At 65.4% G+C, this 22,882-nt stretch carries 23 protein-coding genes; 21 read left to right on the plus strand and 2 right to left on the minus strand.

Annotated features, from left to right (window positions below; genetic code table 11):
• The first annotated feature begins 11 nt into the window (after positions 1 to 11).
• The 14 genes from ACE103_RS41970 (at position 12) to ACE103_RS42035 (ending at position 12,397) form a co-directional block, all read left to right on the plus strand.
• Positions 12 to 506: a universal stress protein gene (locus tag ACE103_RS41970; protein WP_092120638.1), complete on the plus strand. Its 495-nt coding sequence runs from the start codon at positions 12 to 14 to the stop codon at positions 504 to 506.
• A gap of 143 nt (positions 507 to 649) precedes the next feature.
• Positions 650 to 1,219, plus strand: coding sequence for a NifU family protein (locus tag ACE103_RS41975; RefSeq protein WP_375777715.1), 570 nt, complete (start codon positions 650 to 652; stop codon positions 1,217 to 1,219).
• Positions 1,220 to 1,307: 88 nt separating this feature from the next.
• Positions 1,308 to 2,003 carry a tRNA (adenosine(37)-N6)-threonylcarbamoyltransferase complex dimerization subunit type 1 TsaB gene (gene tsaB, locus ACE103_RS41980; RefSeq protein WP_375777716.1) on the plus strand — a complete coding sequence of 232 codons (696 nt, stop codon included), beginning with the start codon at positions 1,308 to 1,310 and terminating at the stop codon, positions 2,001 to 2,003.
• Positions 2,000 to 2,485: a ribosomal protein S18-alanine N-acetyltransferase gene (gene rimI, locus ACE103_RS41985; RefSeq protein WP_375777717.1), complete on the plus strand. Its 486-nt coding sequence runs from the start codon at positions 2,000 to 2,002 to the stop codon at positions 2,483 to 2,485. Before tsaB ends, rimI begins: the two co-directional genes overlap by 4 nt.
• A 67-nt stretch (positions 2,486 to 2,552) precedes the next feature.
• On the plus strand, positions 2,553 to 3,005 hold the full coding sequence (locus ACE103_RS41990) for a Fur family transcriptional regulator (RefSeq protein WP_092120651.1): 453 nt from the start codon (positions 2,553 to 2,555) through the stop codon (positions 3,003 to 3,005).
• Positions 3,006 to 3,010: 5 nt separating this feature from the next.
• Positions 3,011 to 3,694, plus strand: a complete 684-nt coding sequence (locus tag ACE103_RS41995) for an HAD family hydrolase (RefSeq protein WP_375777718.1) — start codon at positions 3,011 to 3,013, stop codon at positions 3,692 to 3,694.
• 204 nt (positions 3,695 to 3,898) lie between these two features.
• Positions 3,899 to 5,287, plus strand: a complete 1,389-nt coding sequence (gene miaB / locus ACE103_RS42000) for a tRNA (N6-isopentenyl adenosine(37)-C2)-methylthiotransferase MiaB (protein WP_375777719.1) — start codon at positions 3,899 to 3,901, stop codon at positions 5,285 to 5,287.
• Between the two features lie 5 nt (positions 5,288 to 5,292).
• The gene (locus tag ACE103_RS42005) at positions 5,293 to 6,363 is read left to right on the plus strand and encodes a PhoH family protein (protein ID WP_077231173.1); all 1,071 of its coding nucleotides are present in this window, start codon (positions 5,293 to 5,295) and stop codon (positions 6,361 to 6,363) included.
• A 68-nt stretch (positions 6,364 to 6,431) separates the two neighbouring features.
• On the plus strand, positions 6,432 to 6,929 hold the full coding sequence (gene ybeY, locus ACE103_RS42010; RefSeq protein ID WP_223971622.1) for an rRNA maturation RNase YbeY: 498 nt from the start codon (positions 6,432 to 6,434) through the stop codon (positions 6,927 to 6,929).
• A 1-nt stretch (position 6,930) separates the two neighbouring features.
• Positions 6,931 to 8,043, plus strand: coding sequence for a hemolysin family protein (locus ACE103_RS42015; protein WP_375777720.1), 1,113 nt, complete (start codon positions 6,931 to 6,933; stop codon positions 8,041 to 8,043).
• Positions 8,040 to 9,653, plus strand: coding sequence for an apolipoprotein N-acyltransferase (gene lnt, locus ACE103_RS42020; RefSeq protein WP_375777721.1), 1,614 nt, complete (start codon positions 8,040 to 8,042; stop codon positions 9,651 to 9,653). The genes ACE103_RS42015 and lnt overlap by 4 nt, the downstream gene beginning before the upstream one ends.
• A 261-nt stretch (positions 9,654 to 9,914) precedes the next feature.
• On the plus strand, positions 9,915 to 10,331 hold the full coding sequence (locus tag ACE103_RS42025) for a helix-turn-helix domain-containing protein (protein WP_021082652.1): 417 nt from the start codon (positions 9,915 to 9,917) through the stop codon (positions 10,329 to 10,331).
• 204 nt (positions 10,332 to 10,535) lie between these two features.
• A complete protein-coding gene (locus ACE103_RS42030; RefSeq protein ID WP_375777722.1) occupies positions 10,536 to 11,660 on the plus strand; it encodes a M20 family metallopeptidase in 1,125 nt (374 codons plus the stop codon).
• Positions 11,657 to 12,397, plus strand: a complete 741-nt coding sequence (locus tag ACE103_RS42035; RefSeq protein WP_375777723.1) for a tRNA (guanine(46)-N(7))-methyltransferase TrmB — start codon at positions 11,657 to 11,659, stop codon at positions 12,395 to 12,397. Before ACE103_RS42030 ends, ACE103_RS42035 begins: the two co-directional genes overlap by 4 nt.
• 116 nt (positions 12,398 to 12,513) lie before the next feature.
• Here the strand turns inward: ACE103_RS42035 and ACE103_RS42040 are convergent, their stop codons facing one another.
• Together ACE103_RS42040 and ACE103_RS42045 are read right to left on the minus strand one after the other, a co-directional pair.
• Positions 12,514 to 13,389, minus strand: coding sequence for a phytanoyl-CoA dioxygenase family protein (locus ACE103_RS42040; RefSeq protein WP_375777724.1), 876 nt, complete (start codon positions 13,387 to 13,389; stop codon positions 12,514 to 12,516).
• A gap of 162 nt (positions 13,390 to 13,551) precedes the next feature.
• Entirely contained in the window at positions 13,552 to 14,622 is a 1,071-nt protein-coding gene (locus tag ACE103_RS42045) for a DUF2336 domain-containing protein (protein ID WP_375777725.1), read from the minus strand.
• 347 nt (positions 14,623 to 14,969) lie between these two features.
• On the opposite strand from ACE103_RS42045, the gene rimP reads away from it, so the two are divergent.
• From rimP to rpsO, 7 genes are all read left to right on the plus strand, one after another.
• Entirely contained in the window at positions 14,970 to 15,746 is a 777-nt protein-coding gene (gene rimP, locus ACE103_RS42050; protein WP_223971608.1) for a ribosome maturation factor RimP, read from the plus strand.
• Between the two features lie 3 nt (positions 15,747 to 15,749).
• Complete coding sequence (nusA, locus tag ACE103_RS42055; RefSeq protein ID WP_375777726.1) at positions 15,750 to 17,363, plus strand: transcription termination factor NusA; 1,614 nt, start codon at positions 15,750 to 15,752, stop codon at positions 17,361 to 17,363.
• A 15-nt stretch (positions 17,364 to 17,378) separates the two neighbouring features.
• Positions 17,379 to 18,065 (plus strand): RNA-binding protein, encoded by a 687-nt coding sequence (locus ACE103_RS42060; protein ID WP_375777727.1) that lies wholly within the window; start codon positions 17,379 to 17,381, stop codon positions 18,063 to 18,065.
• Between the two features lie 109 nt (positions 18,066 to 18,174).
• Positions 18,175 to 20,877, plus strand: coding sequence for a translation initiation factor IF-2 (gene infB, locus ACE103_RS42065; RefSeq protein WP_375777728.1), 2,703 nt, complete (start codon positions 18,175 to 18,177; stop codon positions 20,875 to 20,877).
• Positions 20,878 to 21,036: 159 nt separating this feature from the next.
• Positions 21,037 to 21,447 carry a 30S ribosome-binding factor RbfA gene (gene rbfA, locus ACE103_RS42070; RefSeq protein ID WP_223971598.1) on the plus strand — a complete coding sequence of 137 codons (411 nt, stop codon included), beginning with the start codon at positions 21,037 to 21,039 and terminating at the stop codon, positions 21,445 to 21,447.
• Positions 21,447 to 22,556 carry a tRNA pseudouridine(55) synthase TruB gene (gene truB, locus ACE103_RS42075; RefSeq protein WP_223971595.1) on the plus strand — a complete coding sequence of 370 codons (1,110 nt, stop codon included), beginning with the start codon at positions 21,447 to 21,449 and terminating at the stop codon, positions 22,554 to 22,556. The genes rbfA and truB overlap by 1 nt, the downstream gene beginning before the upstream one ends.
• A gap of 2 nt (positions 22,557 to 22,558) precedes the next feature.
• Positions 22,559 to 22,828 (plus strand): 30S ribosomal protein S15, encoded by a 270-nt coding sequence (gene rpsO, locus ACE103_RS42080; protein ID WP_016844725.1) that lies wholly within the window; start codon positions 22,559 to 22,561, stop codon positions 22,826 to 22,828.
• Positions 22,829 to 22,882 lie beyond the last annotated feature (54 nt).

Genomic DNA, 22,882 nt, shown 5'->3' on the forward strand with positions numbered 1-22,882 from the left:
CCGGGACATGCATGACCGCCCAGCGACGAAGCTACGAGACAGGTCACAAGCCGAAATGCCTCGTCATCGTTGACGACACCGCGGAATGGGACCGCGCGGTCTATTACGCCAGCCGGTGGGCGATCCGGGTCGGCGGCGGCGTCCTGATGCTGCGGGTGATCGAGACCGAGGACCAGAACCAGCAATGGCTCGGGGTGGCCGACATCATGCGCGCCGAGGCCGAGGAGGCCGCCAACGAGGCGCTCGACCGCGCCGCCGGCCGCGCCAACGGGATCGCCGCCATCACCCCGGAGCGGGTGATTCGCGAGGGCGACCCGACCGAGCAGATCCTCGACGTGATCGACAAGGACGTCGATATCGCCATGCTGGTGCTGGCCGCCAATCCGGGCGCCGAGGGGCCCGGACCGATCATCACCACCATGGCCAAGACCATGGGGGCGTTCCCGATCCCGGTGACCATCGTGCCCGGCGGCCTCACCGACGCCGAGATCGACGCTCTGTCCTAGCGGTATCGGGCCTCGAAGCCGCTCCAGAGCATGGATTGAGGCCTGGAACCGCGGTTTTGCAGCTTGATCGCAGGCTTTTTAATTGCCATCTGGTAGGGGAACTCAACGCGCCGGCCTTGAACCGGCGACGCCGGAGACAGCAAATGTTCATTCAGACCGAAGCCACGCCCAATCCCGCCACCCTGAAATTCATCCCGGGCCGCGCCGTGCTCGACAGCGGCACCCTGGAATTCTCCTCAGTCGAGACCGCCGCGCGATCGCCGCTCGCCGAACGGCTGTTCGCCGTATCAGGCGTCACCGGCGTGTTCTACGGCGCCGACTTCATCACCGTGACCAAAGCGGACGGCGACTGGCAGCACCTCAAGCCCGCGATCCTCGGCGCCATCATGGAGCACTACATGTCCGGCGCGCCGCTGCTCGCCGACGGCACCGCTGGCAGCGACGACGCCCGCGACGAGGAGGACGAGTTCTTCGACGAGGCGGACGCCGAGACGGTCGAGCAGATCAAGGACCTGATCGAGACCCGCGTGCGTCCGGCGGTTGCCAATGACGGCGGCGACATCACTTTCCGCGGCTTCAAGGACGGCATCGTCTATCTCAACATGAAGGGCTCCTGCGCCGGCTGTCCGTCGTCGACCGCGACCCTGCAACACGGCATCCAGAACCTGCTGCGGCACTTCGTGCCCGACGTGCAGGAAGTCCGGCCGATGTGATGGAGCGGCGAATGGCGCATGGCGGATCGCGAACAGCGTTCTCCTCGAATTCCCTGTCCGCCATTTCGTATTCGCCATTCGCCCTCCCATGATCATTCTCGCGATCGATACGGCGCTCGACGCCTGCTCCGCGGCGGTGCTCGACACCGACTCCGGCAACACCATCGCCATCGAATCGCAGGCGATGCAGCGCGGCCATGCCGAGGCGCTGATGCCGCTGATCGCGCGGGTGATGAAAGAAAGCGGCATCGGCTTTGCCGGGCTTGACCGCATTGCCGTCACCACCGGCCCCGGCAGTTTCACCGGCCTGCGCGTCGGGCTCTCGGCAGCGCGCGGCCTCGCACTGTCAGCGGAAAAGCCGGTGGTCGGGCTGTCGACGCTCGCCGCCTACGCCGCGCCGGTAGTCGCCGAGAATGCCGCACCCCCGATCCTGTCGGCGATCGACGCGCGGCACGATCACGTCTATTTCCAACTCGTGGGCGGCGACGGCAGCCTGATGCTCAAGCCGAAGGTTGCGCCGATCGCGGAAGCGCTCGAGGCCGCACAATTCGGCGCGCTGCATCTGGTCGGCAACGCTGCGAACATCCTTGCCGAGCGCTGGCCGGCGGATGCCGCTCCGCCGGTCAACGTCGACAGGCAGCCCGCACCCGACATCATTTGGGTCGCCTGGGTCGGCGCCGCGGTGGATCCCGACACGGCGCCGCCGCGACCGTTCTATCTGCGCGCGCCCGACGCGAAGCCGCCGAAGGATCGCCTGGTCGTCAGCGCGCCGCCATCGACATGATCGGCTGGTTGTCGCGATGGTGGGGCGGCGGTCCGCCCGCGGTCGAGCCCGCATCCTTGCGCGATGCGGCGCGGCTCGCCCAATTGCACGGCGCGTCGTTTCATCGCGGCTGGGGCGAAGGCGAATTCGAGGCGATGCTGACCGAGCGCAACACGCTGGTGCACCGGCTGCGCCACGGCCGCAGGGTGATCGGCTTTGCGGTGTCACGGATGGCGGCGGACGAAGCGGAAATCCTGTCGATTGCGATCGATGCCAATCAGCGCGGGCGCGGCCTGTCGCGCGCCCTGCTGCTGACCCATCTCGGCCATCTTGCCGGCCGCGGCATCCGCACCATCTTCCTCGAAGTGGAAGAGAACAATCAGCCGGCGCGGCGGCTCTATGAAAGGGCCGGATTCGGCGTGATCGGCCGCCGCGAACGCTATTACAAGCAGCCCGGTGGGGAACATTTGAACGCGCTTCTGATGCGGCGCGACTTGTCGTAACATCGGCGCGATGGCAGAACACCCCCCGCTCTGTCACCCAAGGTTTGAAGAATACGGCCCGAAACCCATGACCACGGTGAAAATCCCGCCTGCGCATAAAAATACCGGCATCGAGGCGCGCTGCGCCGCGACCGGCATGCGCATGACCGAACAGCGCCGCGTGATCGCGCGGGTGCTGGCGGAAGCCATGGATCATCCCGATGTCGAGGAACTCTACCGCCGCTGCGTGGCGGTCGACGACAAAATCTCAATCTCGACGGTCTATCGCACCGTCAAGCTGTTCGAGGATGCCGGCATCATCGAGCGTCACGACTTCCGCGAAGGCCGCGCGCGTTACGAGCAGATGCCCGAGAGCCATCACGACCACCTGATCAATCTGCGCGACGGCAAGGTGATCGAGTTCACCTCCGAGGAAATCGAGAAGCTGCAGGCCGAGATCGCGCGCAAGCTCGGCTACAAGCTGGTCGATCACCGTCTCGAACTCTATTGCGTTCCGCTCGACGACGACAGCAAGTCGTAAACCGGGTGAGCTTCGACCTCGTCATCTTCGATTGCGACGGCGTGCTTGTCGACAGCGAGGTGATCTCCTGTCGCGCGCATGCCGACACGCTGACGCGGCACGGCTTTCCGATCACGCCGGACGGCGTGCTGAAGCGTTTCCTCGGCGTGTCCGACCGCGAGGCGCGGCGGATCGTCGAGAGCGAGATCGGCCGCGCGCTGCCTGACTCTTTCGAGGCCGAAATCAAGCACGCGACGCTCAGTCTCTATGCCGACGACCTCAGCGCCATCGCGCATGTCGGCGAGGCGATATCAGCGCTTACCTTGCCGAAATGCGTGGCCTCCAGCGGCACGCCGGAAAAGATCCATCACGGCCTGACCAGCGCCGGGCTCTACGACCAGCTGGCGCCGCACATTTTCTCCGCCACCCAGGTCAAGCGCGGCAAGCCGGCGCCCGATCTCTTCCTGTTCGCGGCCACCCAGATGGGCGCCAGCCCCGCGCGCTGTATCGTGATCGAGGACAGCGTGGCCGGCGTCACCGGCGCCCGCGCTGCCAGGATGACCGTGCTCGGCTTTTACGGCGGCAGCCACTGCACGGCGGAACATGAGAACACGCTGCGCCAGGCCGGCGCGGCCATAACCTTCGCAGATATGCGCCAATTGCCCGATTTGATCGCTAGAATTGGGGCTGACATCCAGATCGCCGACTGAGCCCACTCCGTCATTCCGGGGCGCGACCGAAGGGAGCGACCCCGGAATCTCGAGATTCCCCAGGGCGCAATTGCGCCCCTGAGGTTCGATGCTGGCGCATCGCCCCGGAATGACGGGTTGGAACGCTGGATTTTCCCCGGTTTAGGCCTTATTTGAGCAACGGCGCCCTGATGGCGCCGTTTCCATTTCCGCACTCAGGGTTCCATGACGACGCCGCGCAAGCTGCACATCAAGTCCTATGGCTGCCAGATGAACGTCTACGATGCGCAGCGCATGGTGGACACGCTGGCCGGCGAGGGCTTTGTCGAGACCGCGAGCGCCGAAGACGCCGACCTCGTGATCCTCAACACCTGCCACATCCGCGAGAAGGCGTCGGAGAAGGTCTACTCCGAACTCGGGCGGCTCCGCGTCGCCAAGGATGAAGCCGCGCGGGCGGGCCGCGAGATGAAGATCGCGGTCGCCGGCTGCGTCGCGCAGGCGGAAGGCGCCGAGATCATCCATCGTGCGCCGACCGTCGACATCGTGGTCGGGCCGCAGAGCTATCATCATCTGCCTGCGCTGCTGAAGCGCGCCAAGGAAAACGGCCGCGCGCTCGAAACCGAATTTCCGGTCGAGGACAAGTTCGGCTTCCTGCCGCAGCCGAGGCCCGATGCGATCCGCGCCCGCGGTATCTCCGCCTTCGTCACGGTGCAGGAAGGTTGCGACAAGTTCTGCACCTTCTGCGTGGTGCCCTATACGCGCGGCACGGAAGTCTCGCGTCCGGTTGCGAAGATCATCGACGATGTCAGGCAGCTCGCCGACAACGGCGTGCGCGAATTCACGCTGATCGGACAAAACGTCAACGCCTATCACGGCGAAGGCCCCGACGGCCGCGCCTGGCCACTCGGCAAATTGCTGCAGCGGCTCGCCGAGATTCCTGAGGTCATGCGGCTGCGCTATTCCACCAGCCATCCGCGCGACGTCGATGACAGCCTGATCGCTGCGCATCGCGATCTGCCCGAACTGATGCCGTTCGTGCACCTGCCGGTGCAATCGGGGGCGGACCGGATCCTGGCCGCCATGAACCGCAAGCATACCGCCGATGACTACCGGCGCGTCATCGACCGGTTCCGGGCCGCGCGGCAAGACATTGCTTTTTCATCAGATTTTATCGTGGGCTTTCCCGGCGAGACCGGGGAAGAATTTTCCGCCACTCTCGCGCTTGTCACGCAAATCGGGTACGCTGCGGCGTATTCATTCAAGTATTCGCCTCGGCCGGGCACGCCGGCGGCGGAGATGCGGGAGACGGTGTCAGCAGCCGAGATGGACGAGCGCTTGGGGCGGCTTCAGGAATTGATCGACAGCCAGCAATCGGCCTTCAACCGGGCTGCGATTGGCACAACGGTCGATGTGCTGTTCGAGCGCGCCGCACGCAATCCGGGCCAGATCGTCGGCCGGACCGCCTATCTGCAGCCCGCCCACGTGATGGCATCGCCTGACATCATCGGCCAGATCCTCCCGGTGAGGATCGACAGCCTCGAGCGCTACAGCCTGATCGGCGAGCTCGCCACGCAATCCGCACCCGGCCTCATTTCGCAGACCATTGGAGCCTGAAATCCTTGCCCAAAAGCGCATCGGATTCGTCTTCGTTAGCTCCCAGCCGCAAACCTGACCGCGACATGCAAATGCCACCCGAGACCCGGCCGCCTGAAACTCAGGTCGTCATCGATTTCGACGACAACCGCGCCGCATCCGCGTTGGTCGGCCCCTATGGACAGAATCTGGCGCTGATCGAGCGGCGGCTTGGCGTCGTGGTCGATTCCCGCGGCAATCATCTCACCATTGCGGGCTCCCGGGACGGCTGCGATGCGGCACGGCGCGTGCTCGAGACGCTCTACGCGCAGGCCGTCGAAGGGCACGATCTCGATCAGGGCGAAGTCGAAGGCGCGATCCGCGCCGTGATCGCGCAGGGTTCGCTGTTCGAATTCGACAACAAGACCGCCAAGCCGACCTTTGAAACGATCAATCTGCGCAAGCGCCCGGTGCGCGCCCGCACCGCGGCGCAGGATTCCTACATCCGCGCGCTGAAGCGGCATGAGCTGGTGTTCGGGATCGGCCCGGCCGGCACCGGCAAGACCTGGCTCGCGGTCGCCCACGCAGCACAATTGTTCGAGCGAAAGGAAGTCGATCGCATCATCCTGACGCGGCCCGCGGTCGAGGCCGGCGAACGGCTCGGCTTCCTGCCCGGCGACCTTAAGGAGAAGGTCGATCCATATCTGCGCCCAATCTACGATGCGCTGTACGATCTGATGGATGCCCGCGTCGTCGAGCGCGCGCTGCAAGGCAACGAGATCGAGATCGCGCCGCTCGCCTTCATGCGCGGCCGCACCCTGACCAATGCCGCCATCATCCTCGACGAGGCGCAGAACACCACGACGATGCAGATGAAGATGTTCCTGACGCGTCTCGGCGAGAACAGCCGGATGATCGTCACCGGCGACCCGTCGCAGGTCGACCTGCCGCACGGCCAGGCTTCGGGGCTCACCGAAGCCGTGAAGCTGCTCGACGGCGTCGAAGGCATCGCGCAGGTACATTTCAAGGCCGAGGACGTCATCCGCCATGAATTGGTGGCGCGCATTGTGGCCGCCTATGAGGGATTGCCGCAAAAGCCGGCAAACGCCAGATCTTGAGACCAATAGCTTCGGCCGCGAGCCCGCGCGATGCGGGTTCCGGCCATAACGCAGATTTTGAAACCAACGTGTCTGCTTTTCCTGCAACCGAGGTTCTCGTCACCGCCGAATGCTGGCAGGCCGAGCCCGATGCCGACGCGGTGATCCATCGCGCCATCGAGGCTGCCGCCGCAATCGCCGATGCCGATGTCGCCGGCGCCGAGGTTGCTGTGATGCTGACGGACGACGCAGGGATCCGCACCCTCAACGCCAACTGGCGCAGCATCGACAAGCCGACCAACGTGCTGTCGTTTCCGGCGCTGCAGCCGGAAGGCCCCGGCGGACCCGACGATGCCCCGCGCATGCTCGGCGATATCGCGATCGCCTATCAGACGACGCGGCGGGAAGCCGATGAAGAACAGAAACCGTTCGACCATCATTTGAGCCATCTCGCGGTGCATGGCTTCCTGCATCTGATCGGGTACGACCACGAGAACGATGACGATGCCGAGGACATGGAGGCGCTCGAGCGCGAGATCCTCGCCTCCCTCGGCATTCCCGACCCCTATGCGGATCGGATCGCCTGACATGCCGGATTCCGACCCGACCCATGACAATCCGCGCAACGTGAGCAACCTGCCCGCCGTCGTGCATGACGGCGAGGTTCAGCGCCCGGCGGCCGAAGGCTGGCTGGTGCGCGCGATCCGCACGCTGTTCGGCTGGAAGGCCGGCTCGGTACGCGACGATCTGCAGGTGGTGCTCGACGCCTCGACGCCCGACGACGTCGGCTTCTCGGCAATCGAGCGCACCATGCTGCGCAACATCCTGTCGCTGAACGAGCGGCGGATCGCCGACGTCATGATCCATCGCGCCGACATCGTCGCGGTCAAGCGCGACATTCAGCTCGGCGAATTGATGAGCCTGTTCGAGAGCGCCGCGCATTCGCGGCTCGTCGTCTACAACGAAACCCTCGATGACCCCGAGGGCATGGTGCACATCCGCGACCTGCTCGCCTTCATGACCGCGAAGGCGCGCGTCACCGATGCGACCAAGACGAAGCGCAAGAAGCCGTTCCCGGCCGGGCTAGATCTGCGCAGCGTCGATCTCGCGCTGCCGCTGGCGGACGCTCATATCATCCGCAAGCTGCTCTACATCCCGCCGTCGATGCGCGCGATCGACCTGCTGGCGCAGATGCAGGCCTCGCGCATCCATCTCGCGCTGGTGGTCGACGAATATGGCGGCACCGATGGGCTGGTGTCGATCGAGGATATCGTGGAGCAGATCGTCGGCGAGATCGACGACGAGCACGATTCCGACGAACCGCCGTCCATTGTCCGCCAACCGGACAATTCCTTTATCGCCGACGCGCGCGCCAGCCTCGACGATGTCCGTTCTGTGATCGGCGAGGACTTCGTCACCGGCGAGGCCGGCGAGGAGGTCGAGACCCTGGGCGGCTATCTGGTGTCGTTCGTCGGCCGCCTGCCGGTGCGCGGCGAAGTGATTTCCGGTCCGGGCAATTACGAAGTCGAGGTGCTCGACGCCGATCCGCGGCGGGTCAAGCGCGTGCGGGTCACGACGCGCAAGGAACGGCCGGCGCCGCGCAAGGAGCGCGAGCGACGCCGCGAGCAGGCACCGGACTCCGGCAACCCGCAGGCGAATGACAACCTGCCGCCGCCCGGCGAGGGAGCCGGTCCGCAGTGAGGCTCTCCGACAAGCTCCGATCGATCGGTCTCGCCGTCATCCTGACCTGGGGATGGAAGCGCGTCGTGCTCGCGCTCGCGGCGGGCGCCTTGTCCTCGCTGGCGATGGCGCCGTTCAACGCCTGGCCGGTGCTGTTTCTGACCTTTTCCATCGCGGTCTGGCTGATCGATGGCAGCGCAGCGGGGCGCTGGCGCGGCGTACCCGCCGCAGCATTGTCCGGCTTCTGGTTCGGCCTCGGCTATTTCGTGCCGGGGCTGTACTGGATCGGTTACGCCTTCTTCGTCGATGCAGACACCTTCGCCTGGCTGACGCCGTTCGCGGTGCTCGGCTTGCCCGCCTATCTCGCATTGTTCACGGCCTTCGGCTTCGCGCTGGCACGGCTGATCTGGCCGCGCGACGCCTCGCGCGTGCTGGCGCTGGCGGTTAGCTTGACGATTTCGGAATGGCTGCGCGGCCATCTGCTCAGCGGCTTTCCGTGGAATGCATTCGGCTACGCGCTGACCGAGCCGCTGGCACTGGCCCAGACCGCGTCGCTGATCGGGCTGTGGGGCATGACGTTCCTGGCCGTCGCGATCTTCGCAAGTCCGGCCGTGCTGATCGACGGCGCCTCGCGCGGCCGCAAGCCGTGGCGCGCGCCGGTGGCCGCGGTGCTGGTGCTCGCCGCGATGCTGGCGTTCGGTGCGGCGCGCCTCTCGCAACAGCCGACCAGCATGGTCAGCGGCGTCAAGCTGCGCATCATGCAGCCCGATCTGCAGCAGGACGCCAAGTTCAACTACTCCGCCAAGGCGGCGGTGATGCAGAAATATCTCACTCTGTCGGATCGTGCGTCCGGGCCGCACTCCACCGGTGTGAGCGACTCCACCATCCTGATCTGGCCGGAATCCGCGTTTCCGTTCTTCCTGACCAAGGAAGCCGACGCGATGGCGCAGATCGCCGATCTGCTGCCGAAGGGAACCGTGCTGATCACCGGCTCGGTGCGCGCACCCGATCTGCCGCCCGGTGTCCGCGTCACGCGCGCATATAATTCGATCTACGTCATCGACCATGACGGCAGCGTGCTTGCGGTCTACGACAAGCTGCATCTTGTCCCATTCGGAGAATATCTGCCGTTCCAGGACTGGATGGAGAAGCTCGGCTTCGTGCAGCTCACCAAGGTGCAGGGCGGCTTCATTCCCGGCACCATCCGCCGCACGCTCGATATTCCGAATGCGCCGCGCGCGCTGCCCCTGATCTGCTACGAGGCGATCTTCCCCGGCAACGTCGTGAGCCGCGACGACCGCCCCGGCTGGATCATCAACGTCACCAATGACGGCTGGTTCGGAATCTCGACCGGCCCCTATCAGCATCTGCAACAGGCCCGGCTGCGCTCGATCGAGGAAGGCCTGCCGATGGTGCGCGCCGCGAATACGGGCATCTCGGCCATCATCGACCCGCTCGGGCGGATCGTCGCCCAGCTCGGGCTCGGCATCGAAGGCGTGCTCGATGCCGGCCTGCCGACGGCCATCGCGCCGACGATCTACGCGCGTGTCGGCAACATCCCCGCCGCTGTGATTGTGTTAGTTGCCCTCGCAATCGTCTTGCGGAGGCGTTTTGTCAGGCGAAAGACCTGACGGCGCTTATCGCCGGTTGTCACACGAACCCGAAAAAGTGTCGAAATTTACCTCAGCGTGATTCCACCTGTTGACAGATCGACCGTGCACTTCGCATTGTACGGGTCCACGCGAAATCACAAGCCAAGTCAGCCCCTTTGCGCAAATTGTCCGCATTTCGTCCCGATCCTCCTTGCAGGATTTGACGGCACCGGCGCCTGAGGCATACTCCACGTCCAACTTGCCTCACCCCCGGGCGCGCAATCCCTTAGGAGAGTTGGAATGTCCACCAAAGCGCCCAATCCTGTTGACAAATATGTCGGCAGCCGCGTCCGAATGCGACGCATCATGCTCGGCATGAGCCAGGAAAAACTGGGCGAGGCGTTAGGCCTGACGTTCCAGCAGGTGCAGAAATACGAGAAGGGCACCAACCGTGTCGGCGCCAGCCGGCTGCAGCAGATCTCCGAAATCCTGCAGGTGCCGGTCTCTTTCCTGTTCGACGGCGGCCCGAGCGGCGTCAAGACCGCTGACGGCTTCAGCGAGGGCTCCTCGCCGGCCTATGTGTCCGATTTTCTGGCAACCGCCGAAGGCCTGGCCCTGACCCGCGCGTTCACGCGGATCGCGGACGCCAAGCTCCGCCGCAGCATCGTCGAGCTGGTCGAGCAGATCGCGGCGCGCGAGGCAGCCGAACAGGTCTGATCCGGCCATATCCGTTTGAGAGATCGTCAAATCTGGAATATGTCATTCCGGCATGCGTTAAGGCGTGACGAGTTCCGAACCGTCGTCGCGCTTTAGCTCCTTGTTTGTGCATGATCTTTCCGGAAAACCGCTTCGCACTTTTCCGGATCATGCTTGGGCGCGTGCGCTGAATGACAAAGCAAATTCACAGGCGACGACAACAGCATGTCCAGCAACCCGTTCGAAACCACTGAGATCCTCGACGGCATTCGCCGCTGGGTCGAGATCGAATCTCCGACGGAGCGGCCGGATCAGGTCAACAAACTGGCTGATCTCGTCGCGTCAGGCTATCGCGACCTGCCGGCCACCGTCGACCGCGTTGCGGGACGCGACGGCTGCGGCGATCACCTGGTGACGCGCTCGTCCTGGGGGCAGGACGCGCCGGGCATTCTGGTGTTGAGCCATCTCGACACAGTTCATCCGATGGGATTCATCGAACGGTTACCATTCAAGATCGAAGGCGACAGCGCGTTCGGCCCGGGCATCTACGACATGAAGGGCGGCGCCTATCTCGCCTATCATGCGTTCCGGCAGATCTGCGCCGACGACGTGCGCCCGCCGCTCGGCATCACCCAGCTCTACGTCTCGGACGAGGAGATCGGCAGCCCGACCTCGCGGGCGCTGATCGAGGCCGAGGGTCGCAAGGCCAAATACGTGCTGGTGACCGAGCCGGCGCGCGACGGCGGCAAGATCGTCACCGGACGCAAGGGCGTCGCGCGCTTCGACGTCCACATCAAGGGCGCGCCGGCGCATGCCGGCACCCGCCCCGAGGACGGCCGCAGCGCGATCAGGGAACTCGGCCATGTGATCCTGGCGCTGGAGGCGATGAACGATCTCAAGCGCGGCGTCACCGTCAATGTCGGCGTGGTCCGCGGCGGCACCAAGCCGAACGTGATCGCCGAAGAGGCCTACGCGGAAGTCGACATGCGCGTGCCGACCATGGCCGATGCCGATGAGCTGGTGCCGAAGATCCTCGGCATCACCTCGCGCACCGACGGCGTCACCGTGAAGGTGACCGGCGAATTGAACCGTCCGCCTTATGAGAAGAGCAATGCCGGCGCCGCGCTCTACGAACACGCCAGGGAGCTTGCAGGCGAACTCGGCTTCGAGCTGATCGATGTGTTCACCGGCGGCGGCTCCGACGGCAATTTCACCGCACCGCATACCGCAACGCTCGATGGCCTCGGCGTCGACGGCAAGGGCGCGCATACCCATTACGAGCAGCTCTACATCTCGTCGATCGAGCCGCGCGCGCGACTGCTCTACCGGCTCTATCAGACGCTGCGATGACCACGGCTCCGAACGACAGCGGCGATCGCGATTCGTCCGACGATGGCGCGATGGCGCATTCGCGCGGCTCGTTCTTCGGGCGGCGCAAGGGCCACAAGCTGCGCGCCCACCAGGCCGACCTGATCGACACTCTGCTGCCGCACCTTTCGCTCGACATCGCGGCGCCCGCGCCCGAGGCGCTGACCGAGCTGTTCGATGACGGCATCGCGAATGTCAGGCTCGAGATCGGCTTCGGCGGCGGCGAGCATTTGATCGCGGAAGCGCAGGCATTTCCGGCGACCGGCTTCATCGGCTGCGAGCCCTATGTCAACGGCATGGCCAAGATCCTGACCCAGATCGAGGCCCTGAATATCGGCAATATCCGCCTGTTCGCCGGCGACGCCGCCGAGCTGCTGGCCTGGGCGCCGACGCGCTCGCTGGCGCGCATCGACCTGATTCATCCCGATCCCTGGCCGAAGCGGCGGCACTGGAAGCGGCGCTTCGTGCAGGATGCAACGGTCGCGGCGATGACCAGGCTGCTGCCGCCGGGCGGCGAATTCCGCTTCGTCAGCGACATCGACGATTACTGCGCCTGGACGCTCGCACATCTGATGCGCTCGCCCGACTTCACCTGGCTCGCCGAGCGCGCGATCGACTGGCTCGAGCCGTGGCCGAACTACACCATGACGCGCTACGGCGCCAAGGCCGAGCGCGAAGGCCGCAAGGCGGCGTATCTGCGCTTCAAGCGCCTGCTTTGATGCGTCATTCCGGGGCGTGCGAAGCACGAGCCCGGAATCCATCAGGCCACATGCGGTAGCGGAGAAATGGATTCCGGGCTCGCGCCAAGAGGCGCGCTCCGGAATGACGAAAACTTCTATCCCTGTCCCGCCATCCGCGCCTTCCTGACATCGGTCGCCTCCCAGACCATGCGCTTGCCACGCTCGCGACCGAGCAGCTCGATCGGATCGTGATTGTCGATGTGGCCGAACTGGCCCTTGTAGACGCTGTAGCCGCACAGTTCCTGCAGGCGGCGCGGAAAGCGGGCCGCAGTCTCGCGCGGAATGCCGAGCTGCAGCTTCTCTTGCTGGCGCATCCAGCCCCAGCAATAGGCGCAAGAAAACGCAAAGCGCCTGGCGTCGCTGGTGTTGGCGCCGCCGCCATGCCACAGCGCGCTGTCGAACAGCATCACGCTGCCGGCCGGCATAGTCGCGGTGACCGCGTCGTAATCCTTGCCGTATTCCGGCGACGAATCGAATGTGTGGCTGCGCGGAATGATCCGCGTCGCGCCGTTGTCGTCGCGGAAATCGGACAGCGCCCAGATCGCATTGATCGTGATCGGGATATGCGGCCGCGGCAGCGGGATCAACTGGGTGTCTTCGTGGATCGGCTGCGCCTCCTGGCCGGGACCGAGCACCAGCGAGCAGAACGACGACAGCAGGCATTCCTTGTCCAGCACGCGCTCGACCACCGGCAGCACGTTCTCATGCAGGGGCACCTCAAAGAACAGATCGTCATAGGTCAGGAGGTTGTTGATGCGCAGCGTCTTGAAACCCTCGAACGACGTCCTGGCGGGCGCGAGATTGTGCTCGCTCTCGATTCGCAGCACCGCCGCCTTCAATCCCTCGACCAGGCCCGGCGAGGCGGCGCGCTCGATCACGGTAAATCCGTCGTCGCGGATCCGTTCGGCGTGCGATTGGATGTCGGCGTCCGTCAGCCCCGTTGGCGCTGTGTCGCGCCTTGCGGAAAGCATAGCTGCCAGATCTAAGTTTGGGGGCTCTTTTTTAGTACCGTCACCCTGAGGAGCGCGGAACGCGCGTCTCGAAGGGTCGACCGCCACCGGCCGGGCCGTGCATCCTTCGAGGCTCGCTCCGCTCGCACCTCAGGATGACGGGTTTGAGCGTTGGCGCTTGAACTAGCGCGACTTCCAGAAATCCACGACGCGCTGCGCGGTCGACGGCATCAGGCGGACGAAATTCACGCGCGCGCCTTCGATATCGGCCGGCGATGGCACGCGGTTCGGCCCGAGCCGCATCAGGATCAGGGCGCGCACGGTCGGCCATTCGAAGCCGATCGTCTTGCTGGCGATCAGGATCGGATCGTAACGATCGCCGGAGATCAGGCGATCGAGCGTGACGATCTTCACGCCGGTCAGCGCCGCGAGCGCCGCCACGCATTCCTCATATTTGAAGGCCTTTGCGAAGCCTGCCACCGCGGCCTCGTTCAATTCGCCGGCGCGATGCAATGCCAGGATCGTGCGCTGCGCAGCAGCGAAGTCGCGGCCCTCGACCTGCGCGACGACGCCTTCGATCTCGGTCAACGCCAGTTTGATCTCGGCCTGCCGTTCCGGCTTGGCGACGATCTGCAACCGGCGGCGGATCACGTCGATCGAGCCGGCCAGCAGGCTCTTCAGATGCACGGGCGGAAGATCGTCACGGCGGCCGATCCTCAAGGTCAGCACGCCATCCTGACCGGCGCGCCGCACCAGCGTCGTGAAGGAGGCGTCCGAGAACGCCGCGCCCGCATTGCCGGCCGCGCTTCGGATCACATCGCGATCGCCGCGACGGACGATGACGTCGGTCAGCGCGGTCGAGAGCTTGGACCGCTCGGCCATCGCCAGCAGATGGCCCTGGCCCTTGGCATTGGCGATCTCGACCAGCACCTTTTCGTCAATCACCGGCGAGTGGCGCAGCACCGGCCCCGCGATCGCGACCTCGTCCTCGCGGGCGAGTTGCCCGACCAGATGCCGCGGCGCGTTGGCGAGCGGCGCGAGCCGTTCGGCGAGATCGATCCGCGCAGCCAGCTCGGCATGCGGGACCAGACTGGTCAGCACCCCGTCGAACAGGTCGATATGGTCGGGGCGAAAGCCCGCGGCGCCCTGCAGGAACAGCTCGCCGAGCCGCCGCGCGGCCTCGGCGCGGCGCTTGGGGTCGCCACGGCGAACGATGTCGTCGAGTTCCGGGATCAGCGCGGGGGCTGTCGTCATGAGCCTTGTCCAACCGGCGGCTTCTGCCGATTTTCGGCAATCTATGGCCCCGTTCGTAAACGGAGGGTTAGGTCAAACCTGCACCCTCCAAGCCGCAAAATCGCCTCCAGCCTGATATGGAGGCCTTGCCGGACCCCGGCAAAAGGGCTATATCCACCGCAACTTATGGTATCTCATACGATCGCGTAGGAGAGTGGGCCCCCCGGGACCCGCTCTTTTTTATTACCTGGCGGGACCCAGCGAGGCCGGGTCCAGTTTAGGTAGCGTTAGCGGCCCCTTAAGGCCACCTGAACAACACAACAGACCTCAGACAACCGATAGAACCTAGACAGCCTTTGACACTGGATATGACCGATCCGACCGCCACGTCCGTGGACACCGAACTGCTCGCCGAGCCGCGGCTCGTCGTCGAGCCCGGGGTCGCGGCGCGCGTCGCCGCGGTCGCAGTCCCGGTGCTGCAGGGCATGGGCTATCGCCTGGTGCGCATCAAGGTTTCGGGCGACTCCGGCTGCACCGTGCAGATCATGGCGGAGCGCCCCGACGGCTCGATGCAGCTCGAGGATTGCGAGGCGATCTCGCGCGCGCTGTCGCCGGTGCTCGATGTCGCCGACCCGATCGAGCGCGCCTACCGGCTGGAAATCTCCTCGCCCGGAATCGACCGGCCGCTGGTGCGCCGCTCCGACTTCGAGCGCTACACCGGGCATCTGGTGAAGATCGAGATGGCGGTGGCGCATCAGGGCCGCAAGCGGTTCCGCGGCCTGCTCGCCGGCGTCGAAGGCAATGCGGTGCGCATCAAGCGCGACGATCCGCGTCCGACCGAGGACGCCGAGGTTCTCCTGGTGATGGAGGACATTTCGGACGCACGGCTGGTGCTGACCGACGAGCTGATCGAGGAATCGATGCGCCGCGGCAAGGCCGCCGAGCGCGAGCTGCGCCGCGAGCTCGGCCTCGCGCCGCCGCCGCCGGCCCACGCCAAGAAGAGCGATCCCGCGAAGAGTCAGAAGCCGAAACCCAAGCCTGCTCTCAAGCCCGGCACCAAGCCGGCGCCGACCAACACCAAAAAGCACCGCCTGGCCGCCGAACGCGCGCGCCGTGGCGAGATCGATCCATTCGAAGGAGACTAAGCCATGGCAGTCAGCGCCAACAAACTCGAACTGCTGCAGATCGCAGACGCAGTTGCGCGCGAAAAGTCGATCGACCGCTCCATCGTGATCGCGGCGATGGAAGACGCCATCGCCAAGGCCGCGCGTGCCCGTTACGGCAGCGAGACCGACGTCCATGCCGAGATCGACGCCAAGAAGGGCGAGCTTCGTCTGACCCGCCACATGCTGGTGGTCGAGGTCGTCGAGAACTCGTCGAACCAGATTTCGCTGCACGATGCGCAGCGCGCCAATCCGGGCGCCCAGGTCGGCGACACCATCGCCGACACGCTGCCGCCGCTGGAATATGGCCGCATCGCCGCGCAGTCCGCCAAGCAGGTGATCGTGCAGAAGGTGCGCGAGGCCGAGCGCGACCGGCAGTACCAGGAATTCAAGGACCGCATCGGCGACATCGTCAACGGCATCGTCAAGCGCGTCGAATACGGCAGCGTGATCGTCGATCTCGGCCGTGGTGAAGCGATCGTGCGCCGCGACGAGATGCTGCCGCGCGAAGTGTTCCGCAACGGCGACCGCGTCCGCGCCTATATCTTCGACGTCCGCCGCGAGACCCGCGGTCCGCAGATTTTCCTGTCGCGCACCCATCCGCAGTTCATGGCGAAGCTGTTCGCGCAGGAAGTGCCCGAGATCTATGACGGCATCGTTGAGATCAAGGCGGTCGCCCGCGATCCCGGCTCGCGCGCCAAGATCGGCGTGATCTCGCGCGATTCTTCGGTCGACCCGGTCGGCGCCTGCGTCGGCATGCGCGGCTCGCGCGTGCAGGCCGTGGTGAACGAGCTGCAGGGCGAGAAGATCGACATCATTCCGTGGTCGCCCGACATCGCGACCTTCGTCGTCAATGCGCTGGCGCCGGCTGAAGTCGCCAAGGTCGTGATCGACGAGGACCGCGAGCGCATCGAGGTCGTGGTTCCCGACACCAACAACCAGCTGTCGCTGGCGATCGGCCGCCGCGGCCAGAACGTCCGGCTCGCCTCGCAGCTGACCGGCTGGGACATCGACATCCTGACCGAGCAGGAAGAGTCGGAGCGCCGCCAGGCCGACTTCGAGAACTCGACCCGTGTGTTCATGGAAGCGCTCAATGTCGACGAGGTCGTCGGCCAGCTGCTCGCCTCCGAAGGCTTCACCTCGGTCGAGGAACTCGCGCTGGTCGATGTCAAGGAACTCGCCGGTATCGAAGGTTTCGACGAGGAGACCGCCACCGAGCTGCAGACCCGCGCCCGCGAATATCTGGAGCAGCTCGAGGCTGAACTCGAGGCCAAGCGCAAGGAACTCGGCGTCGAGGACGCCATGAAGGACGTGCCCGGCGTCACCGGCAAGATGCTGGTGAAGCTCGGCGAGAACGACGTGAAGACCGTCGAGGATCTGGCCGGCTGCGCCACTGACGATCTGGTCGGCTGGACCGAGCGCAAGGAAGGCGGCGAGCCGACCAAGCATGCCGGGTTCCTCGATGGCATCGAGGTCTCGCGCGACGAAGCCGAGGCGATGATCATGCAGGCCCGTGTGAAGGCCGGCTGGATCACTGAAGCCGACCTTGCCAAGCCTGCTGAGGAGGCCGAGGCCGCCGAAGCAGAAGCGGCGTCGTAAGGAGATGCCCCACGGATGCTTGCTCAGGCTGACCCCGATCTCGACGATGGACCGCGGACGCAGAAGTCCGCGACCACGCGGATGTGCGCGGTCAGCCGCGAGGTGCGTCCGATCGACGAGCTGATCCGGTTCGTCGTCGCGCCCACGGGCGAGGTGATCCCGGATCTCAAGCGCAAGCTGCCGGGCCGCGGACTATGGGTTTCCGCATCGCGGCGCAGCGTTGCGGAAGCGGTCCGCCGTCACCAATTTAGCAAGGGATTCAAGCGCGATGTCCGCGTCGCGCCGACCCTTCCCGCCGACACCGACGCCCTCCTGATCCGCAGCGTCACCGAGGCCCTGGCGATGGCCGCCAAGGCCGGTCAGGTCGTTTCGGGCTTCGGCAAGGTCGAGGACGCACTCAACCGGAACGAAACTGCAGCCCTGATCCACGCTTCGGACGGCGCAGCGGACGGAATCCGCAAATTGGACGCGATCGTCAGGCAAAGGGGCGAAAAACGTGGTGAATCGCCGGTAATCGCCATCGTCAATGTTTTGACGTCGGAAGAATTGGATTTGGCACTTGGGCGGTCAAATGTGATACATGCTGCGCTGCTCGCGGGCCCGGCGAGCAAGACGTTCCTGTCGCGCTGCCAGATGCTGGTCCGATACCGGATGGCCGACGACGACAAGACCGCCGAAGCGGCCAGAAATTCCAGAGCCTGATCCAGGAAGGCGGACGCCGTCTTTCCGACCGGATCATGCTCAGCAAAAGACGAGCCTTGAAAACGATTTGTGCGGAAGCGCACAGCGAAAACGAGATTAGGACTGCTGAATGGTTGATACCAAGACCCCTGGCGACAAGACTCTGAGTGTCCCGAGCAAGACGTTGTCGCTGAAGCCGCGCGTCGAGACGGGCACCGTGCGCCAGAGCTTCAGCCACGGCCGGACCAAGCAGGTCGTGGTCGAGAAACGCGGCAAGCGTCGCGTCGGTGGCGATGGCCCCGGCGAGACGCATGCGCCGGAACCCGTGGTTGCAAAGCCGGTGGCGCCCGCCCCGAGACCGCCGCAGGGCCGCCCCTCGGGCCCGCCTCCCGGCCAGCAACGCAACACCCGCTCCGGCGTGGTGCTGCCGACGCTGACTGAAGACGAGCGTTCCGCGCGTGCCAGCGCGCTGGCCGACGCCCGTCAGCGCGACATCGAGGAGCGCCGCCAGGCCGAAGAGGAAGCCAAGCGCCGCGCCGTCCGCGAGGCTGCCGAGAAGGTCGAGCGCGAGGCCGCCGAGGCCCGCCGCAAGGCGGAAGAGGAGCGGCACCGCCACGAGGAAGAGGCCAAGCGCAAGGCCGAGGTCGAGGCCAAGCGCCGCTTCGGCGAGGGCGAGGCCAAGCCCGGCGCGCCGGCCGCCGCCGCACCGGCCAGGCCGGCCGCAACCGCGACCGCATCTGCTGCTCCGGCAGCCCGGGCGCCGGCAGCCCGCACGACGACCACGACGCCTGCGCGCACGCCGATCATCGCGCCGAGGCCCCCGGGGGTTGCCGCAGAGGCGGCGGACGAAGACGAAGGTCCGCGCCTGGTGCGCCGCCCCGGCGGCGCCGTGCGTCCCGTTGCGGCCCCGAAGACCACCCAGAAGCCCGGCCCGCAGAAGCAGCGCGGACGCCTCACGGTCGTCACAGCGCTCACCGCCGACGACGTCCGCGAGCGCTCGATCGCCTCGTTCCGCCGCCGTACCCAGCGCCTGAAGGGTCACGCCGCGAACGAGCAGAAGGAAAAGCTGATCCGCGAAGTCGTCATTCCGGAAGCGATCACGATCCAGGAACTCGCGAACCGCATGTCGGAGCGCGCGGTCGACGTCATCCGCATGCTGATGAAGCAGGGCGCGATGCACAAGATCACCGACGTGATCGACGCCGACACGGCGCAACTGATCGCCGAAGAACTCGGCCATAGCGTCAAGCGCGTCGCCGCGTCCGACGTTGAGGAAGGCCTGTTCGACGTCGTCGACGATTCCACCGATACCGAGCCGCGTTCGCCCGTGGTCACCGTCATGGGTCACGTCGACCACGGCAAGACCTCGCTGCTCGACGCGCTGCGCCACGCCAACGTGGTGTCGGGCGAAGCCGGCGGTATCACCCAGCACATCGGTGCCTATCAGGTGACTTCGCCGGAAAGCGGCAAGAAGATCACCTTCATCGATACGCCCGGCCACGCCGCGTTCACCGCGATGCGCGCCCGCGGCGCCAAGGTCACCGACATCGTCGTGCTGGTGGTTGCGGCCGATGACGGCGTGATGCCGCAGACGATCGAAGCGATCAACCACGCTAAGGCGGCCAAGGTGCCGATGATCGTGGCGATCAACAAGATCGACAAGCCCGATGCACGGCCGGAGCGCGTGCGCACCGAATTGCTGCAGTACGAGGTGCAGGTCGAATCGCTCGGCGGCGACGTCGTCGACGTCGAGGTCTCGGCCAAGAACAAGACCAATCTCGACCGGTTGCTCGAGATGATCGCGCTGCAGGCCGAAATCCTCGACCTGAAGACCAATTCGCAGCGTCCGGCGGAAGGCACAGTGATCGAAGCCAAGCTCGACCGTGGCCGCGGTCCGGTCGCGACCGTGCTGGTGCAGCGCGGCACGCTGCGGATCGGCGACATCATCGTGGCCGGCGCCGAGATGGGCCGCGTCCGCGCCCTGATCTCCGACCAGGGCGAGAATCTCGACGAGGCCGGCCCGTCCGTGCCGGTCGAGGTGCTCGGCTTCAACGGTCCGCCGGAAGCCGGCGACCGTCTCGCCGTCGTCGAGAACGAAGCCCGCGCCCGCCAGGTCACGAGCTACCGCGCGCACCAGAAGCGCGAGAACGCGGCTGCCTCGATCTCCGGCATGCGCGGCTCGCTCGAGCAGATGATGTCGCAGCTCAAGACCGCGGGCCGCAAGGAGTTCCCGCTGATCGTCAAGGCCGACGTGCAGGGCTCGCTGGAAGCGATCCTGGGCTCGCTCGAGAAGCTCGGCACCGACGAAGTCGCCGCACGCATCCTGCATGCCGGCGTCGGCGGCATCTCGGAGTCCGACGTCACGCTGGCGGAAGGCTTCAACGCCGCGATCATCGGCTTCTCGGTCCGCGCCAACAAGGAAGCCGCGGCCGCAGCCAAGCGCAACGGCATCGAGATCCGCTACTACAACATCATCTACGATCTCGTGGATGACATCAAAAAGGCGATGTCCGGCCTGCTCGCGCCCACGCTGCGCGAAACCATGCTGGGCAACGCGCAGATCCTGGAAGTGTTCAACATTTCCAAGGTCGGCAAGGTCGCGGGTTGCCGCGTCACCGACGGCACCGTGGAACGCGGCGCCAATGTTCGCCTGATCCGCGACAACGTCGTGGTGCACGAAGGCAAGCTGTCGACACTGAAGCGCTTCAAGGATGAAGTGAAGGAAGTGGTCTCCGGCCAGGAATGTGGCATGGCATTCGAGAACTACGGCGACATGCGTGTCGGCGACGTGATCGAATGTTACCGCATCGAGACGATCCAGCGCTCTCTGTAAGTCCAAATCTTACGAAGAGCCTGGGTCCATTTAACTGAAAATGCGACGACGTGGCCGGACTTTAGTCCGGCCACCAGCGCATCGTCCGATTGAAAGCAAAGCTAGGACATTGATGCCCGCGGCCAAAGCCGGCGGGCGCGACGGTTTTGGAAGAAGGTCATGCCTCGTCAAAAGAAGAGTTCCAGCCCCGGCGGATCGCAACGTCAGCTGCGGGTCGGCGAAACGGTTCGCCATGCAGTTGCCGAGATTCTGTCACAGGGTCAGGTTCACGATCCCGATCTGGAAGGCCACATCATCACCGTTCCCGAGGTGCGTATGTCGCCGGATCTGAAGCTCGCCACGGTCTACGTGATGCCGCTCGGCGGACGCGACACCGATGCGGTGATCGCCGCACTCGAGCGCAACAAGAAGTTCCTTCGCGGCGAGATCGCGCATCGCGTCAACCTGAAATTTGCACCCGACATTCGCTTCCGCGTCGATGAGCGGTTCGACGAGGCGGAGCGCATCGAAAAACTACTGCAGACACCTGCGGTGCAGCGAGACCTTGCACCCGATTCGGACGACGAGTGATGACTGTGATGACGACCAACAGCGTGATCGACGCGAAGGATGCCGACGCGCGCGACGCTGAGCGGGATGCCTTTGCCGGGCCGCGCACCGACGATGCGCGCCGCACCAACAACGACCCGCGCCAGAAGCACGGCAGGCAGAACCAGCAGCCGCGCCGCGACAAGCGCGACGTCCATGGCTGGGTGGTGCTCGACAAGCCGATCGGGATGACCTCGACGCAGGCCGTCGCCGTGCTCAAGCGCCTGTTCCAGGCCAAGCGCGCCGGCCATGCCGGCACGCTCGATCCGCTCGCCTCCGGCGGCCTGCCGATCGCACTCGGCGAAGCCACCAAGACGGTGCCGTTCGTGATGGACGGCCGCAAGCGCTACCGCTTCACGGTCAGCTGGGGCGAGGAACGCGACACCGACGACACCGAGGGACGGGCGGTCAGGACCAGCGAGAGCCGGCCGACCGCCGATTCGATCCGAGAATTGCTGCCGCGCTTCACCGGGGTGATCGAGCAGATCCCGCCGCAGTATTCGGCCATCAAGGTGCAGGGTGAGCGGGCCTACGATCTGGCGCGCGACGGCGAAACCGTGGAACTGAAGCCCCGCCCGGTCGAGATTCACGAATTAACCCTTGTCGAACATGGTGATAACGGACAATCCGTGTTCGAGGCCGAGTGCGGCAAGGGAACCTATGTCCGGGCCCTGGCCCGCGATATGGGCCGGATTCTGGGCTGTTTCGGCCATATCTGCGCCCTGCGGCGGACCCTTGTTGGTCCGTTTACCGAGCGGGACATGATTCCGCTGGAACAGTTGGAGGCTTTATGCAATAGAGCCGCGTCTGGCGAGGGCAGCCTCGCCGACGCGCTTTTGCCCGTTGAGACCGCGCTGGACGACATCCCGGCACTGGCCGTCACACGGGCTGATGCGGCAAGGCTCCACAGGGGCCAGGCCGTTTTGTTGCGCGGACGGGATGCGCCCAATACCAGCGGCACAGTTTATGTCACGGTGGCAGGCCGGCTTCTCGCGCTTGCCGAGATTGGCAATGGCGAACTCATCCCCAAGCGCGTGTTCAACCTGAACGGACTGACTGCCAGTCCGGCTCGCAACGATGAAAGTAACTGACGATGTCGATTACCGCCGAACGCAAAGCGGAAGTCATCAAGACGAATGCCAACAAGGCCGGCGACACCGGCTCGCCCGAGGTTCAGGTCGCGATCCTGTCGGAACGCATCAATAACCTCACCGAGCACTTCAAGAGCCATGTGAAGGACAACCATTCACGCCGCGGCCTCCTGAAGCTCGTGTCGACGCGTCGCTCCCTGCTTGACTACATCAAGCGCAAGGACGAGGCGCGCTACAAGGCGCTGCTCGAGAAGCACAACATCCGTCGTTGATTTGAGAAGCACGCGCGCGAGGTTCGCGCGCGTTTTCGTATGGTCGTCCGTGAA

The organism is Bradyrhizobium sp. ma5 (genome assembly GCF_042258955.1).
Lineage (GTDB): Bacteria > Pseudomonadota > Alphaproteobacteria > Rhizobiales > Xanthobacteraceae > Bradyrhizobium.

What these genes read in the sequence shown, in the direction of transcription:
- ACE103_RS41970 (WP_092120638.1), top strand. Translation starts at nt 12, where the DNA reads ATGACCGCCCAGCGACGAAGCTACGAGACAGGTCACAAGCCGAAATGC.
- ACE103_RS41975 (WP_375777715.1), top strand. Translation starts at nt 650, where the DNA reads ATGTTCATTCAGACCGAAGCCACGCCCAATCCCGCCACCCTGAAATTC.
- tsaB (WP_375777716.1), top strand. Translation starts at nt 1,308, where the DNA reads ATGATCATTCTCGCGATCGATACGGCGCTCGACGCCTGCTCCGCGGCG.
- rimI (WP_375777717.1), top strand. Translation starts at nt 2,000, where the DNA reads ATGATCGGCTGGTTGTCGCGATGGTGGGGCGGCGGTCCGCCCGCGGTC.
- ACE103_RS41990 (WP_092120651.1), top strand. Translation starts at nt 2,553, where the DNA reads ATGACCACGGTGAAAATCCCGCCTGCGCATAAAAATACCGGCATCGAG.
- miaB (WP_375777719.1), top strand. Translation starts at nt 3,899, where the DNA reads ATGACGACGCCGCGCAAGCTGCACATCAAGTCCTATGGCTGCCAGATG.
- ACE103_RS42015 (WP_375777720.1), top strand. Translation starts at nt 6,931, where the DNA reads ATGCCGGATTCCGACCCGACCCATGACAATCCGCGCAACGTGAGCAAC.
- ACE103_RS42025 (WP_021082652.1), top strand. Translation starts at nt 9,915, where the DNA reads ATGTCCACCAAAGCGCCCAATCCTGTTGACAAATATGTCGGCAGCCGC.
- ACE103_RS42030 (WP_375777722.1), top strand. Translation starts at nt 10,536, where the DNA reads ATGTCCAGCAACCCGTTCGAAACCACTGAGATCCTCGACGGCATTCGC.
- ACE103_RS42035 (WP_375777723.1), top strand. Translation starts at nt 11,657, where the DNA reads ATGACCACGGCTCCGAACGACAGCGGCGATCGCGATTCGTCCGACGAT.
- ACE103_RS42040 (WP_375777724.1), bottom strand. Translation starts at nt 13,389, where the DNA reads ATGCTTTCCGCAAGGCGCGACACAGCGCCAACGGGGCTGACGGACGCC.
- ACE103_RS42045 (WP_375777725.1), bottom strand. Translation starts at nt 14,622, where the DNA reads ATGACGACAGCCCCCGCGCTGATCCCGGAACTCGACGACATCGTTCGC.
- rimP (WP_223971608.1), top strand. Translation starts at nt 14,970, where the DNA reads ATGACCGATCCGACCGCCACGTCCGTGGACACCGAACTGCTCGCCGAG.
- nusA (WP_375777726.1), top strand. Translation starts at nt 15,750, where the DNA reads ATGGCAGTCAGCGCCAACAAACTCGAACTGCTGCAGATCGCAGACGCA.
- ACE103_RS42060 (WP_375777727.1), top strand. Translation starts at nt 17,379, where the DNA reads ATGCTTGCTCAGGCTGACCCCGATCTCGACGATGGACCGCGGACGCAG.
- infB (WP_375777728.1), top strand. Translation starts at nt 18,175, where the DNA reads ATGGTTGATACCAAGACCCCTGGCGACAAGACTCTGAGTGTCCCGAGC.
- rbfA (WP_223971598.1), top strand. Translation starts at nt 21,037, where the DNA reads ATGCCTCGTCAAAAGAAGAGTTCCAGCCCCGGCGGATCGCAACGTCAG.
- truB (WP_223971595.1), top strand. Translation starts at nt 21,447, where the DNA reads ATGACTGTGATGACGACCAACAGCGTGATCGACGCGAAGGATGCCGAC.
- rpsO (WP_016844725.1), top strand. Translation starts at nt 22,559, where the DNA reads ATGTCGATTACCGCCGAACGCAAAGCGGAAGTCATCAAGACGAATGCC.